The sequence below is a fragment of the Flavobacterium sp. WC2421 genome (assembly GCF_040822115.1).
Taxonomy (GTDB): Bacteria; Bacteroidota; Bacteroidia; order Flavobacteriales; family Flavobacteriaceae; genus Flavobacterium.
In genome coordinates this window covers 55,372-67,811 of the sequence record NZ_CP162004.1, presented here as the reverse complement: position 1 = coordinate 67,811, position 12,440 = coordinate 55,372, and the positions used below count along the sequence as shown (strand labels likewise).

The following is a 12,440-nucleotide window of genomic DNA, read 5'->3' as shown; positions in this document are numbered from 1 at the left end:
TGCTCAATTTCATCCTTTAAGTGAAACGGAACTATTTTTTCATTACTTTAGTCACTTAACAACAAGGCTTTAAGATGAAAGAAGATTTTCTGCACTACCTCTGGAAATTCAAGAAGTTTGATACTTTAAATTTAAAAACTTCAAATAAAGAAGAGGTTACAATTACTCATGTTGGCCAATATTTAGAATTAGCAGGACCGGATTTTTTTAATGCTCAAATTACCATCGGCAATCAAAAATGGGCTGGTAATGTGGAGATCCATCTTAAATCTTCTGATTGGTATGTGCATCATCATGTAAGAGATGCGGGTTATGAAAACGTGATTCTTCATGTCGTTTGGGAACACGATACCGAAATCTTTAGGAAAGACAATACCGAAATTCCTGTTTTAGAACTCTGTCAATATGTAGATAAGAACACGGTTGCTAATTATCAATCTTTAATGGCTCCTAAATCTTGGATTTATTGCGAAAAACAGTTAAAAGAGGTAAGCGAGTTTACATTGAAAAATTGGCAAGAGCGTTTGTTTTTTGAACGATTAGAAAGAAAATCCAAGCCTATTTATGAATTATTGGAACAAACCAATAATGATTGGGAAGCCGTTTTATTTAGCCTGTTGGCTAGAAATTTTGGGTTGAATACGAATGGCGATGTTTTTTACCAAAATGCCAAATCAATTCCATTTACTATCATTAGAAAAGAAAGTGCGGAGGTCGAAAATTTAGAAGCCTTACTCTTTGGAAATGCTGGACTACTCAATTCCGAAAAGGAAGATAATTATTTTAAAGATTTAAAAATCAGGTATTTTTATTTGCTGCACAAGTATCAAATTGATAAAATGAATCTGGCGCCAGTTCAGTTTTTTAAACACCGACCCGATAATTTTCCAACGATACGACTTTCTCAATTAGCTAATTTATATCACTCTAGACATAATTTATTTTCTAAAATTACTGATCTAAATTCAGTTAAAAGTTGTTATGATTTATTTCAAATTTCTTCTTCAAAGTATTGGGAGAATCATTATCAATTTGACAAGGAAAGTCCAAAGAAAAAGAAAAAATTATCTAAAGCCTTTGTCGATTTATTGATTATAAACACAATCATTCCTATTCAATTTGCGTATGCAAAAAGTATTGGTAAAGAAATTTCAGAAAATCTAATCCAGTTAGTTATGGATGTTCATCCAGAGAAAAATGCGATTATAGATAAGTTTACTTCTTTTGGATTAAAAACTTCAAATGCTTTTGAAACTCAGTCATTATTGCAACTTAAAAATGAATATTGTTCAAAAAGTAAGTGTTTAGATTGCGCAGTGGGAATGGAGTTGATGAAACAAGATTAATTCTTTGGTTTAGAAGATCAGAAATAATATCGTATTTTTGCTAAATTCAATTTTATAAAATAGATAATGGCTCAAAAAATTGCTAGAGTAATTAAACTTAAATATTTTTTCGAAAAATATGGTTTCCATGTATCTTCAAGATTAGCTGATAAATTAGGAATGCGAGTAACAAGTGTTCGCCTTTTTTTTATTTACATCTCTTTTGTTACAGCTGGTCTTTGGTTTGGTGTCTATTTAACTTTGGCCTTTTGGATTAGGCTTAAAGATTTAATTCGCGCAAAAAGAACCTCTGTATTTGATTTGTAAAAAAAATAAAAATAAAAAAAAGGGATTATAAAGCTTTGACACTTTATAATCCCTTTTTCTATTTATGACTACCAGATATTATTTATCTGGATTATTTAATTTACTATTTTTCTTACCGTAGGCAAAGTAAAGCCCAATACCAATTGCCATCCATATTACTAATCGCAACCAGCTTTCATAAGGAAGTGAGTACATTAAATACACACAAACAAGAATACCAGCGATAGGTACATATGGTACAAATGGAGTTTTGAAAGATCTTGGAGCATCTGGCATTTTTTTACGCATTACTAGTACACCAATACAAACTAATACAAATGCTAATAATGTTCCAATACTTACCATATGTCCTAAGTCACTTACTGGAACAAAACCAGCAAATAAACTTACAAAGATCATAAAGAAGATGTTTGTTTTCCATGGAGTACGGAATTTTTTATGAATATCTCCGAAAAAAGAAGGCAATAGGCCATCTTTACTCATGGTATAGAAAACACGACTTTGTCCCATTAACATCACAAGCATTACAGAAGTGTATCCAGCCAAAATAGCTACGATTAATCCAGTTTGAAGGAATGAATATCCAGTAACAGCAAACGCTGTAGCTGCAGGTTTTGCATCTCCAACAAATTTATAATAAGGAACAAGTCCTGTCATTACGTGAGCAAATAACACATATAAGATAGTACAAATAACTAATGATCCTAAAATTCCAATTGGCATTCCTTTTTGTGGATTTTTAGCTTCTTGTGCTGCGGTAGAAACAGCGTCAAAACCAATAAAAGCAAAGAAAACGGTTCCAGCTCCTGCAGCAATTCCTGACCAACCAAACTGTCCTTTAACACCTGTGTTCTCCGGAATGTATGGAGAGTAATTAGCAGGGTCAATATATTGCCATCCTAAGACAATAAATAAAATAACTACTATAACTTTTAGAACTACTAAAAAGTTATTAATATTAGCAGATTCTTTTGTACCTCTAATTAATAACAAGGAAAGAGCAGAAACGATTAATATAGCAGGAAGATTTATGTATCCTCCGTCTACAACCGTACCATCACCTAGTGTTAATGTTTCCCATGGGGAGCATATGAATTTAGGGTTCAGATGAACACCGTATTTATTTAATAACTCAAGTAAGTATCGTGACCAACTTACCCCGACAGTGGCGGCCCCTAAAGCATATTCAAGAACTAAATCCCATCCTATAATCCATGCCATAAATTCTCCCATTGTTGCATAGGAATACGTATAAGCACTACCTGCAACTGGTATCATAGAAGCAAATTCAGCATAACAAAGTCCTGCAAAAGCACATCCTACTGCGGCAAGGATAAATGATAAAGTTACTGCTGGTCCAGCGTGTTCTGCTGCGGCAATTCCTGTTAGGGAAAATAATCCAGCACCAATTATTGCTCCAACTCCAAGTGCTACTAAGGATCGCGAAGACAATGTTCTTTTTAACCCTTTTTCGTCTTCTGAAGCTTCATTTAGTAAAACCGACAGAGGTTTTGTTTTCCAAATTGACATATATTTATTGGTTTAATTGTTATTAGTGCTCAAATGTATTATTTTTTACAAAATATAAAAATAATTTTTTCAATTTTACTTAAAAATAAAAAGACTTTGATGTTTGTTTAATTTCGAATTTCGAAATAATTTTATTATTTACTAATAATAAAATTGCTTTTTTAGCAATTTGACACTAATAATTGTCAAATTATTTTTCTAGTACGAACCATCTTGACGTTTAATTGTATAAATTTAGAGCTCAGTAATTAAAGGGAAATATTGACCGATTTTTATCTAAAAAAATATAATTTTTAATCAATTTCTTGTCAATGGATTTTAAAAATATAAAGTCTTATTTTGAGTTTTCAAAGGATCAACGAGCTGGTATTTTTTCTTTAGTTGTAATAATGCTGTTTTTACAATTGGGTTTTTTCTTTTTTAATGAGAATGTAATTCAAGAGACTGACTTGGGTAAGCAAAAATGGCTTTCCATACAGTCTAAATTTGATGCTTTAAAAAAGGACAAGTCTCAAACACTATTTAAGGTCTATCTTTTTAACCCCAATTTCATTACTGATTATAAAGGCTACAAACTGGGTATGTCAGTTCAGGAAATAGATAGATTACTCGCTTATAGAAAAGAGAATAAATATGTAAACTCTGCAAAACAATTTCAGGCTGTTACTCAAGTATCAGATTCGTTATTGAATAGTATAGCGCCACTTTTTAAATTTCCAGATTGGGTAAACAATAAAAAGGAACGTAAAGAGTATGTAGATTATAAAAACAAGTCGATTGTAAATTTTCCTAAGAAGGAAAAATTAGTTTTAATTGATATCAATAAGGCAACGCAAGAAGATTTGATTAAAATTTATGGTATAGGCGAGGTGATTTCTAAAAGGATATTGATTTTAAAAGAAAGTCTTGGAGGCTTTGTTTCGATGGATCAAATGAAAGACGTTTGGGGTTTATCTCCTGAAGTGATCGCTAATCTTGATTCCCATTTTAAAATTGTTGCTGTTAGTAATTTGAAAAAAGTGAATATAAATAATGCGTCTTTGAAAGAAATGGCTCAATTTCCTTATTTTAAATATCCTTTGGCTAAAGAGATTATTATCTATCGAAGTATGAATGGAAATTTTAATAATATTGAGGATTTAATAAATATTAAGGGTTTTCCTGTTGAAAAAGCAAAAATAATTGCCTTATATTTGGACTTTAATTAGAAGTGTATAATTGAAATGGTTTAAATTTTTTTAATTTACTGCAAAATAGTTGTTTTTGTTGCGTATTTTTCTTTCATTAAATCAGATCTTAGTTATGTAGTTCAAAAAAAAACTTAAGTCTGAAATATAAAGCCTTTGCTTTTCTTTTCAATCACTTCAATTTATAAAAGTAAAAAAAAATATTAAAATACATGGATTCAAATTATTTCACAGAAGAACACCAATTATTTAGAGAGAGTTTAAAAGATTTTTTACAGAAAGAAGTTGTTCCGCATATTGAAAAATGGGAAAAAACGGGGACAATTGAGCGTTTTATATGGAAAAAATTTGGAGAAATGGGTTTTTTCGGAATACGCTATCCTGAGGTTTATGGTGGATTAAACTTAGATTTATTTTACACTGTTATTTTTTTAGAAGAACTTCAAAAAATTAAATCAGCAGGTTTTGCGGCTGCAATGTGGGCACATTCTTATTTAGCGATGACCCATTTGAATGCAGAAGGGGATGAGCGAATTAAACGTGAGTATTTAGCGCCAAGTATATCTGGTGATAAAATTGGCGCTTTGTGTATTACAGAGCCCTTTGGAGGTAGCGATGTTGCTGGTATGCGCACGACAGCTGTTAAAAAAGGAGATAAATATATTATTAATGGTTCTAAGACATTCATCACTAATGGTGTTTATGGAGATTATTATGTTGTTGCAGCCAAAACTAGTCCTGAGCTAGGTAATAAAGGGATCAGTATGTTCTTGATGGATAGTAATTTAAAAGGAGTTTCCGCTGTAAAACTGGATAAATTAGGATGGAGAGCTTCAGATACTGCGGAAATTGCATTTGATAATGTTGAAATTCCTGTAGAAAATTTGATGGGAGAAGAAGGAAAGGGGTTTCCTTATATTATGCAGCATTTTGCTTTAGAGCGTTTGATTATGGCAATAAATGGTCATGCTAGAGCGGAGTATGCAATTGATTATACGATCGAATATATGGGGCAACGTGAGGCTTTTGGTAGGACAATCGATAAGTTTCAAGCTTTAAGACATACTTTGGTAGAACATGCTACTGATGTTGAGCATTGCAAAGTGTTTAATTATGCTGCTGTAGCTCGATTGGATAAAGGAGAATATGTGGTTAAGGAGGCTACTATGGCTAAATTAAAATCTACAAAGGTGGCTGACGAAACAATATATAGTTGTTTACAAATGTTAGGTGGTTATGGTTATATGGAAGAATATCCTTTAGCACGTATGTTTAGAGACAGCCGTTTAGGGCCAATTGGGGGTGGAACTTCGGAAATTCTTAAAGAGATTTTAGCAAAAATGATAATTGACAAACAAAATTATAAGCCAGCGGTGAAATAAAAGCGAACGAACTAGAGTGATTTAGAAGAGCCAGTTTAGTTGTTGGCTCTTTTTTTATGTGTGAAGGATAGAAGTGAAAATCCTTTTATGAAGTGTAACGGAATAAAAGATTGTAGCGGATAGCCTGACGGCAAAAACGGAATGTTGTCTTGGAATGGAATTGTGTTTTGCCGGCACACCAAAAAATAATTGAAATTCATGGTCTGTAATTCAAATTAATGATTACTTTTGCACACTTAACGAAAGGGGGTGTCAATATTATGTTAATTATACCAATTAAAGACGGAGAAAATATAGATAGAGCATTAAAGCGCTATAAGAGAAAATTTGATAAAACAGGAACTGTTCGTCAATTAAGAGCTCGTACTGCTTTTATTAAGCCTTCTGTAAAAAATAGAATTAAAGTTCAAAAAGCAGCTTATATTCAAAACATGAAAGACAACTTAGAAAACTAAGTAGTTCTTTTTACATGATAATTACCGTTAGTCATTAAAGTTTTATAACTTTGATGCTAACGGTTTTTTTATTTTTATATATGGTTACTATTATTGCGGCATTTCGGGATTATTTATTGAAGGAGAAAAAGTATTCTTCACATACTGTAAATGCGTATTTAAATGATGTTTTGAGCTTTCAAACATTTAATACAATAAACTTTGACGAAGAAAATATTGTGCATCTGGGTTATGGTCGAATTAGAAGCTGGATCGTTTCTCTTGTAAACGGTGGTTTGTCTAATGTAACTGTCAATAGAAAAATAGCATCTTTAAAAGCTTTTTATAAATTTCTATTAAAGACAAAGCAAATAGAAGTTAGTCCTCTGTTAAAACACAAAGCTTTAAAAATTCCTAAAACGCTTCAGATACCTTTTTCAGAAAAAGAAGTGGTGGAAGTGTTGAGTACTATTGAGAATCCAATAGGTTTTGAAGAAATTAGAAACAAATTGATAATTGATTTGTTTTATACTACAGGTATGCGAAGGGCTGAATTAATTCATCTCAATATTAGTAATGTTAACGTTGAGAATAGTACAATTAAGGTACTTGGTAAGAGGAATAAAGAAAGAATCTTGCCTGTTTTGCCAATTATTAAATCTCAATTTTCTCAATATATAAAGGAGCGATCTGATTTGGAATATATTAAGGATAATGACTTTTTTTTTCTAACAAAAAAAGGGTTAAAATTGAATGAATCTTTTGTGTATCGATTAATAAATTCTTACTTTAGTACTGTCTCGGAAAAAGTAAAGAAAAGTCCGCATATTTTAAGGCATACATTTGCGACTCACTTATTGAATAACGGGGCCGATTTGAATTCAGTGAAAGAATTGTTAGGACATTCTAGTTTGGCTTCGACGCAAATTTACACGCACAGTAGTTTGTCAGAATTGCAAAAAGTGTATAAGGACGCTCATCCAAGGAATAAATAATAATTCGAAATAGTTTAACCATTAAAAAAAATGATTATGAAGGTAAATGTTCATGCAGTTAACTTTGCAGTTGACGGAAAACTAGTAAATTATGTTCAAGAACGAATGGATAAATTAGAGAAGTATTACGATAAGGTAGTTTCTTCTGATGTTTATTTAAAAGTTGAAAAGACGAGTGATAAAGAAAATAAAATTGTTGAGGTTAAAATTAATGTTCCGGGAGATGATTTTTTAGTAAAAAAACAGTGTAAGACTTTCGAAGAGGCAATAGAACTTTCGGCTGAATCGTTAGAGCGATTGTTGGTAAAAAGGAAAGAAAAGATAAGAGCACATATATAATATTAAAATTTTTTTAAAAAATGTTTTGATTGAGAGATAAAATCTCTACATTTGCAGTCCGTTAGAAATAGCGGACTTTTTTTATTGAAACTGCCAGCGTAGCTCAGTTGGCTAGAGCAGCTGATTTGTAATCAGCAGGTCGTGGGTTCGAGTCCCTCCGCCGGCTCAAAATAAGCAGTAGTATTGCATTTGGCTAAATGTAATATTAAGATAAAAAAAGAGGGGAGATACTCAAGCGGCCAACGAGGGCAGACTGTAAATCTGCTGTGTAAACTTCGCAGGTTCGAATCCTGCTCTCCCCACAAATTTAGATTAGATAAATCTAAATGAAAGTCTCTGCCGGTGTAGCTCAGGGGTAGAGTGCTTCCTTGGTAAGGAAGAGGTCTCGGGTTCAATTCCCGACATTGGCTCAAGTAAGTAGGAAATTGAAATGAATATATAACTAGATTAAAAATTAAGTAAAATGGCAAAAGAAACCTTTAACCGTAACAAACCCCACTTAAACATTGGAACAATTGGGCACGTGGATCACGGAAAAACTACATTAACTGCGGCAATAACTAAAGTGTTATCTGATGCAGGTTACTGTCAAGCAAAATCATTTGATCAAATTGACAATGCTCCTGAAGAAAAAGAAAGAGGTATTACAATTAATACATCTCACGTTGAGTATGAAACTGCTAATCGTCATTACGCTCACGTTGACTGTCCTGGTCACGCGGATTACGTAAAAAACATGGTTACTGGAGCTGCTCAAATGGATGGTGCTATTCTTGTAGTTGCTGCTACTGATGGACCAATGCCACAAACACGTGAGCATATCCTTTTAGGTCGTCAAGTTGGTATTCCTAGAATGGTTGTATTCATGAATAAAGTGGATATGGTTGATGATGAGGAATTATTAGAATTAGTTGAAATGGAAATCAGAGACTTATTGTCTTTCTATGAATATGATGGAGATAATGGTCCTGTTGTTCAAGGTTCTGCTTTAGGTGGATTGAATAATGATCCAGCATGGGTTCCTAAAATTCTTGAATTGATGGAAGCTGTTGACTCTTGGATTGAAGAGCCAGTAAGAGATGTTGCAAAACCTTTCTTAATGCCTGTTGAAGATGTATTCTCAATCACTGGTCGTGGAACTGTTGCTACAGGTCGTATCGAAACAGGAGTTGCTAATACAGGAGATCCAGTTGAAATCATTGGTATGGGAGCTGAAAAATTGACTTCTACTATTACAGGAGTTGAGATGTTCCGTAAAATCCTTGATAGAGGTGAAGCTGGAGATAACGTGGGTATCCTTTTAAGAGGTATTCAAAAAGAAGATATCAAAAGAGGAATGGTAATCTGTAAGCCAGGTTCTGTTAAACCACATGATACTTTCAAGGCTGAGGTTTATATCTTGAAAAAAGAAGAAGGTGGACGTCATACTCCATTCCATAATAACTATCGTCCACAGTTTTACGTGCGTACAACGGATGTAACTGGAATCATTACTTTGCCTACAGGTGTAGAAATGGTTATGCCTGGAGATAACTTAACAATTGATGTTAAATTATTAAGTCCAATTGCATTAAACGTAGGTTTACGTTTTGCGATTCGTGAAGGTGGTAGAACAGTTGGTGCAGGTCAGGTAACTGAAATTGCATAATTCTATAAAATAAATTTAAACCAGTAACGGCTTAGGTTGTTACTGGTTTTTAATACGGGCGTAGTTCAAGGGTAGAATAGCGGTCTCCAAAACCGTTGATGGGGGTTCGAATCCCTCCGCCCGTGCAAAATAAAATATATCATAATGGCAAAAGTAGTTAATTACATATCAGAAGCATTTGAGGAATTAAAGTCAAATATGACTTGGCCAACATGGGCTGAGGTGCAACGTCTAACGATTGTTGTTGCTATTTTTTCTGTTCTATTCGCTTTGGCAACATGGGGAGTAGATGAGTTTTTTGCAAAAGCATTAGCTGGATTTTTTAACTGGATAAAAGCGTAGTTTTTGTGATGGCAGATAATAATGTAAAAAAGTGGTATGTTGTTCGTGCAGTAAGTGGACAGGAGAATAAAGTGAAAGCTTACATAGAAACTGAAATCTCTAGATTAGAGATGGGTGATTATGTTTCTCAAGTTCTAGTTCCTACTGAAAAAGTAGTTACTGTAAAAGAAGGAAAAAAAATAATCAAGGATAAAGTTTATTTTCCTGGTTATGTTATGATTGAAGCAAATCTTGTTGGAGAGATACCTCATATTATTAAGTCTATAACTAGTGTTATTGGTTTTTTGGGTGAGACTAAAGGTGGTGAGCCTGTTCCTCTAAGACTTTCTGAAGTTAATAGAATGCTAGGTAAAGTAGATGAGTTGGCAGTTAATACTGATACTCGTGCTATTCCTTTCAATTTGGGAGAAACTATTAAGGTTATTGATGGCCCTTTTAATGGTTTTAACGGAACGGTTGAAAAAATCAATGAAGAAAAGCGTAAACTAGAAGTAATGGTGAAAATTTTCGGAAGAAAAACACCTTTAGAATTGAGTTTTATGCAAGTTGAAAAAGTATAATTTTTGTTACATTACATATAATATCCATTACAATCGCTTCCAAAGATTGTAGTGTTAAATTTTTTAAAAAATGGCTAAAGAAATTAGTAAGGTAGTTAAACTACAAGTTAAGGGAGGTGCTGCGAATCCGTCGCCACCGGTTGGACCTGCTTTAGGAGCTGCTGGGGTAAACATCATGGAGTTTTGTAAGCAATTTAATGCTAGAACTCAAGATAAACCCGGCAAAATATGCCCAGTACAAATTACTGTGTATAAAGACAAATCATTTGATTTTGTTGTTAAAACTCCTCCAGCAGCGGTTCAGTTATTGGAAGCTGCAAAGCTAAAATCTGGTTCAGGTGAACCTAATCGTAAAAAAGTAGCTAGTGTTACTTGGGAACAAATTAGAGCTATTGCTGAAGACAAAATGCCAGACTTAAACGCGTTCACTATGGAAGCTGCGATGAGTATGGTTGCTGGAACAGCTAGATCTATGGGTATAACTGTATCAGGAGATTCTCCTTTTTAATTAAGAGAAAAACATGGCAAAATTGACAAAAAAGCAAAAAGAGGCTGCTTCAAAAATTGAAAAGAACAAACTATATACTTTAAAAGATGCTGCGGCATTAATTAAAGTTGTTTCTTCTGCAAAATTTGATGAGTCTGTTGATATCGCAGTTCGATTGGGTGTAGATCCAAGAAAAGCGAATCAAATGGTTAGAGGTGTGGTAACATTACCTCATGGAACTGGTAAAGATGTTAAAGTATTGGCATTAGTTACTCCAGACAAAGAAGCGGAAGCTAAAGAAGCTGGAGCAGACTATGTAGGTCTTGACGAGTATTTACAAAAAATTAAAGATGGTTGGACAGATGTTGATGTTATCATCACTATGCCAAGTGTTATGGGTAAATTAGGTCCATTAGGTCGTATTTTAGGACCACGTGGTTTAATGCCAAACCCTAAAACAGGTACTGTAACTATGGATGTTGCAAAAGCTGTTCAAGAGGTGAAAGCTGGTAAAATCGATTTCAAAGTTGATAAAACTGGTATAGTGCATGCAGGAATTGGTAAAGTTTCTTTTGGGGCTGAACAAATTTTTGACAATGCTCACGAAATTATTCAAACATTAATCAAACTTAAACCAACTGCGGCTAAAGGAGTTTACATCAAAAGTATCTACCTTACAAGCACTATGAGTCCAGCTATTGCGCTTGACCCTAAAGCAGTATAATTGGTAGTTAAAAATTTTTAGTATGACTAGAGAAGAAAAATCAATCGCGATTGAAGATTTAACTGCACAGTTAGCTGGTACAAATATTGTTTATATAGCAGATATTTCTGGACTAAATGCAGATACAACTTCAAAGTTGAGAAGAGCTTGCTTTAAAGCAGGTATAAAATTAGAGGTGGTAAAAAACACTTTGCTTGTAAAAGCAATGGAGGTTTCTGAAAATGAATATGGTGACTTGCCTACAGTTTTAACTGGGAATAGTGCTATTTTTATCTCAGATGTTGCAAATGCACCTGGTAAGATAATTAAAGACTTCCGTAAAAAATCGGCTAAGCCAGTTTTAAAAGGAGCTTATATTAATGCTGAAGTTTATATTGGAGATGATCAATTAGATGCGTTAGCAACTATCAAATCTAAAGAAGAGCTTCTTGGTGAACTTATTGGATTACTTCAATCACCAGCACAAAGAATTATCTCTGCACTTCAAAACAAATTTGCTGGAGAAGAGCAAACAGAAGAAGCATAATAAAAAAAGGAGGTTTCCTTCGGTTTTATTATTTACAATGCGCACAATAAACAAAATATAATTTTACAAATCATTTTAAAACGATAGAAAAAATGGCAGATTTGAAACAATTCGCAGAACAATTAGTTAATTTAACTGTAAAAGAAGTTAACGAATTAGCAACAATATTAAAAGATGAGTACGGAATCGAACCAGCTGCTGCAGCTGTAGTAGTTTCTGCAGGTGGTGGAGAAGCTGCTGAAGAAGCTCAAACTGAATTCACAGTTGTATTGAAAGAAGCTGGTGCTTCTAAATTAGCTGTTGTGAAAATGGTAAAAGAACTTACAGGTTTAGGTTTGAAAGAAGCTAAAGATGTAGTTGATTCTGCTCCATCAAACGTTAAAGAAGGTGTTTCTAAAGAAGAGGCTGAAGGTCTTAAAAAATCGTTAGAAGAAGCTGGAGCTGTAGTTGAATTGAAATAATTCATTCTTAGTTTAGAATTAGGTTTAGGTCTTGGGTTTAGTCGCCCAAAGACCTAAACCATTTTTCGTATAATAAAAGTCTATCTTGTTTTACTGCAAAATAGATTTTCAGATTAAATTCCTTTTACCCATTACGAGGAAAAAAAATTAACAGATAATAAGAAAGTAGTTAT

Annotated in this window: 15 protein-coding genes and 4 tRNA genes; 18 read left to right on the top strand and 1 reads right to left on the bottom strand. The window is 33.3% G+C overall.

What is annotated here, in order from left to right; translation table 11 throughout:
• The first annotated feature begins 74 nt into the window (after positions 1 to 74).
• The gene (locus AB3G33_RS00320; RefSeq protein WP_367771760.1) at positions 75 to 1,346 is read left to right on the top strand and encodes a DUF2851 family protein; all 1,272 of its coding nucleotides are present in this window, start codon (positions 75 to 77) and stop codon (positions 1,344 to 1,346) included.
• A 78-nt stretch (positions 1,347 to 1,424) separates the two neighbouring features.
• A complete protein-coding gene (locus AB3G33_RS00315) occupies positions 1,425 to 1,652 on the top strand; it encodes a PspC domain-containing protein (protein WP_367757975.1) in 228 nt (75 codons plus the stop codon).
• A gap of 78 nt (positions 1,653 to 1,730) precedes the next feature.
• Here the strand turns inward: AB3G33_RS00315 and AB3G33_RS00310 are convergent, their stop codons facing one another.
• Positions 1,731 to 3,182 carry an amino acid permease gene (locus AB3G33_RS00310; protein WP_367754873.1) on the bottom strand — a complete coding sequence of 484 codons (1,452 nt, stop codon included), beginning with the start codon at positions 3,180 to 3,182 and terminating at the stop codon, positions 1,731 to 1,733.
• 311 nt (positions 3,183 to 3,493) lie between these two features.
• On the opposite strand from AB3G33_RS00310, the gene AB3G33_RS00305 reads away from it, so the two are divergent.
• From AB3G33_RS00305 to rplL, 16 genes are all read left to right on the top strand, one after another.
• Positions 3,494 to 4,390 (top strand): ComEA family DNA-binding protein, encoded by an 897-nt coding sequence (locus AB3G33_RS00305; protein WP_367771757.1) that lies wholly within the window; start codon positions 3,494 to 3,496, stop codon positions 4,388 to 4,390.
• A gap of 191 nt (positions 4,391 to 4,581) precedes the next feature.
• Positions 4,582 to 5,751 carry an acyl-CoA dehydrogenase family protein gene (locus AB3G33_RS00300; RefSeq protein WP_367771754.1) on the top strand — a complete coding sequence of 390 codons (1,170 nt, stop codon included), beginning with the start codon at positions 4,582 to 4,584 and terminating at the stop codon, positions 5,749 to 5,751.
• Between the two features lie 260 nt (positions 5,752 to 6,011).
• Positions 6,012 to 6,206, top strand: a complete 195-nt coding sequence (gene rpsU, locus AB3G33_RS00295) for a 30S ribosomal protein S21 (RefSeq protein ID WP_007137807.1) — start codon at positions 6,012 to 6,014, stop codon at positions 6,204 to 6,206.
• Positions 6,207 to 6,286: 80 nt separating this feature from the next.
• Complete coding sequence (locus AB3G33_RS00290; protein WP_367771751.1) at positions 6,287 to 7,180, top strand: tyrosine-type recombinase/integrase; 894 nt, start codon at positions 6,287 to 6,289, stop codon at positions 7,178 to 7,180.
• Between the two features lie 36 nt (positions 7,181 to 7,216).
• Positions 7,217 to 7,519 carry a ribosome-associated translation inhibitor RaiA gene (gene raiA / locus AB3G33_RS00285; RefSeq protein WP_367757973.1) on the top strand — a complete coding sequence of 101 codons (303 nt, stop codon included), beginning with the start codon at positions 7,217 to 7,219 and terminating at the stop codon, positions 7,517 to 7,519.
• 92 nt (positions 7,520 to 7,611) lie between these two features.
• Positions 7,612 to 7,685: transfer RNA gene (locus tag AB3G33_RS00280), tRNA-Thr, on the top strand.
• A gap of 55 nt (positions 7,686 to 7,740) precedes the next feature.
• Positions 7,741 to 7,821 (top strand) — tRNA-Tyr (locus tag AB3G33_RS00275).
• A 36-nt stretch (positions 7,822 to 7,857) separates the two neighbouring features.
• A tRNA-Thr gene (locus tag AB3G33_RS00270) sits at positions 7,858 to 7,929 on the top strand.
• A gap of 53 nt (positions 7,930 to 7,982) precedes the next feature.
• Positions 7,983 to 9,167 carry an elongation factor Tu gene (gene tuf, locus AB3G33_RS00265; protein ID WP_367771748.1) on the top strand — a complete coding sequence of 395 codons (1,185 nt, stop codon included), beginning with the start codon at positions 7,983 to 7,985 and terminating at the stop codon, positions 9,165 to 9,167.
• A gap of 54 nt (positions 9,168 to 9,221) precedes the next feature.
• Positions 9,222 to 9,292: transfer RNA gene (locus AB3G33_RS00260), tRNA-Trp, on the top strand.
• Between the two features lie 19 nt (positions 9,293 to 9,311).
• On the top strand, positions 9,312 to 9,509 hold the full coding sequence (secE, locus tag AB3G33_RS00255) for a preprotein translocase subunit SecE (RefSeq protein WP_367754863.1): 198 nt from the start codon (positions 9,312 to 9,314) through the stop codon (positions 9,507 to 9,509).
• A gap of 8 nt (positions 9,510 to 9,517) precedes the next feature.
• The gene (nusG, locus tag AB3G33_RS00250; RefSeq protein WP_367754861.1) at positions 9,518 to 10,069 is read left to right on the top strand and encodes a transcription termination/antitermination protein NusG; all 552 of its coding nucleotides are present in this window, start codon (positions 9,518 to 9,520) and stop codon (positions 10,067 to 10,069) included.
• A 70-nt stretch (positions 10,070 to 10,139) separates the two neighbouring features.
• On the top strand, positions 10,140 to 10,577 hold the full coding sequence (rplK, locus tag AB3G33_RS00245) for a 50S ribosomal protein L11 (protein WP_367754859.1): 438 nt from the start codon (positions 10,140 to 10,142) through the stop codon (positions 10,575 to 10,577).
• 13 nt (positions 10,578 to 10,590) lie between these two features.
• Positions 10,591 to 11,280, top strand: a complete 690-nt coding sequence (gene rplA / locus AB3G33_RS00240) for a 50S ribosomal protein L1 (protein WP_367754857.1) — start codon at positions 10,591 to 10,593, stop codon at positions 11,278 to 11,280.
• Between the two features lie 22 nt (positions 11,281 to 11,302).
• Positions 11,303 to 11,806, top strand: a complete 504-nt coding sequence (gene rplJ, locus AB3G33_RS00235; RefSeq protein WP_367754854.1) for a 50S ribosomal protein L10 — start codon at positions 11,303 to 11,305, stop codon at positions 11,804 to 11,806.
• 92 nt (positions 11,807 to 11,898) lie between these two features.
• Positions 11,899 to 12,267, top strand: a complete 369-nt coding sequence (gene rplL / locus AB3G33_RS00230) for a 50S ribosomal protein L7/L12 (protein WP_026708579.1) — start codon at positions 11,899 to 11,901, stop codon at positions 12,265 to 12,267.
• Positions 12,268 to 12,440: the final 173 nt, after the last annotated feature.

Bases quoted from the DNA above. Each gene is read 5' to 3' on its own strand.
- AB3G33_RS00320 (WP_367771760.1), top strand. From the start codon at position 75: ATGAAAGAAGATTTTCTGCACTACCTCTGGAAATTCAAGAAGTTTGAT.
- AB3G33_RS00310 (WP_367754873.1), bottom strand. From the start codon at position 3,182: ATGTCAATTTGGAAAACAAAACCTCTGTCGGTTTTACTAAATGAAGCT.
- AB3G33_RS00305 (WP_367771757.1), top strand. From the start codon at position 3,494: ATGGATTTTAAAAATATAAAGTCTTATTTTGAGTTTTCAAAGGATCAA.
- AB3G33_RS00300 (WP_367771754.1), top strand. From the start codon at position 4,582: ATGGATTCAAATTATTTCACAGAAGAACACCAATTATTTAGAGAGAGT.
- rpsU (WP_007137807.1), top strand. From the start codon at position 6,012: ATGTTAATTATACCAATTAAAGACGGAGAAAATATAGATAGAGCATTA.
- AB3G33_RS00290 (WP_367771751.1), top strand. From the start codon at position 6,287: ATGGTTACTATTATTGCGGCATTTCGGGATTATTTATTGAAGGAGAAA.
- raiA (WP_367757973.1), top strand. From the start codon at position 7,217: ATGAAGGTAAATGTTCATGCAGTTAACTTTGCAGTTGACGGAAAACTA.
- tuf (WP_367771748.1), top strand. From the start codon at position 7,983: ATGGCAAAAGAAACCTTTAACCGTAACAAACCCCACTTAAACATTGGA.
- secE (WP_367754863.1), top strand. From the start codon at position 9,312: ATGGCAAAAGTAGTTAATTACATATCAGAAGCATTTGAGGAATTAAAG.
- nusG (WP_367754861.1), top strand. From the start codon at position 9,518: ATGGCAGATAATAATGTAAAAAAGTGGTATGTTGTTCGTGCAGTAAGT.
- rplK (WP_367754859.1), top strand. From the start codon at position 10,140: ATGGCTAAAGAAATTAGTAAGGTAGTTAAACTACAAGTTAAGGGAGGT.
- rplA (WP_367754857.1), top strand. From the start codon at position 10,591: ATGGCAAAATTGACAAAAAAGCAAAAAGAGGCTGCTTCAAAAATTGAA.
- rplJ (WP_367754854.1), top strand. From the start codon at position 11,303: ATGACTAGAGAAGAAAAATCAATCGCGATTGAAGATTTAACTGCACAG.
- rplL (WP_026708579.1), top strand. From the start codon at position 11,899: ATGGCAGATTTGAAACAATTCGCAGAACAATTAGTTAATTTAACTGTA.